Origin of the sequence: Clostridium aquiflavi (assembly GCF_031344075.1) — a bacterium.
Taxonomy (GTDB): domain Bacteria; phylum Bacillota; class Clostridia; order Clostridiales; family Clostridiaceae; genus Clostridium; species Clostridium aquiflavi.
Genome location: NZ_JAVJAN010000104.1, coordinates 1 through 945 on the forward strand (window position 1 = coordinate 1; position 945 = coordinate 945).

At 27.4% G+C, this 945-nt stretch carries 1 protein-coding gene; it reads right to left on the minus strand.

Annotation, left to right across the window (positions count from 1 at the left end; translation table 11 throughout):
* Positions 1-945 (minus strand): RHS repeat domain-containing protein (locus RGC78_RS16120; RefSeq protein WP_434062241.1); only part of this gene is annotated, 945 nt, incomplete at both ends.

Below are 945 nucleotides of genomic sequence, written 5' to 3' on the forward strand. Positions count from 1 at the left end.
TTTAAGTGAGAGTCCAAATTTATAATTTGGTTACTCGAACTTACTCCTGCAAACGTATGTGAGCAGTGAGTTTCATTAGAATACTCTCCAATATCTGCTGCAACAACTTCATATCCTCTAGTAAATCTAGAAATTACATTATCATCAGAATCTGTTTCAACTAATATATCTCCATTTTTATTGAAAATAAATCTGCTTAACTTTTCATTTTCTTCTATTTCATACCTTAAACCTTCTGTATCATACCTACTTACTAAAGTGTTTCCTTCTTTTGTTATAGCTTTTACTGCTTGATTTAATGTATTATATTCAAATAGATTATTTCCATCTTTTGTTTCTTCTTTTATTGTATTTCCTTGATTGTCGTAAGTAAAGTAGTTTACTCCATTTTTGTTATGAAGTTCTTTTAATTGATTCTTTACATTATAAACATACTTTTCTGTTATATCATTAGTTGTCTTACTTAATCTGTTTCCTACTTTATCGTAAGTAAAGCTTTCGCATCGTTCATCATAGCTACTATCAACTAATCTATTCATGCTGTCATAAGAATAGAAATTTTTATGCTGACTGCTTACTTTTTGTAGTCTATTTCCATTTAAATCATAAGCATATTTATAATCTACTAGTACTTCTCCTGTTGATGTTATTGTAACTAGACTTTCTACATTTCCATCACCATCATAGGTATAATCTGATTTTATTCCATTTCCTAAAGTTACAGATTTTATATTATCATTTTTGTAATAATCATAAGATGCTAAAGTATTTTTATTGTCATCTAAAATTGTCTTTACTCTATCAGCATCATCATAACTATAAATACTGCTCTTTCCTGTGATGTCTTTTATACTCTTGATATTATTATTCTTATCATAAGTATAACTTATTAAGGTTCTTCCTGATGCACTCTTACTTTCAAGTAATTTTTCATCATTATATGTG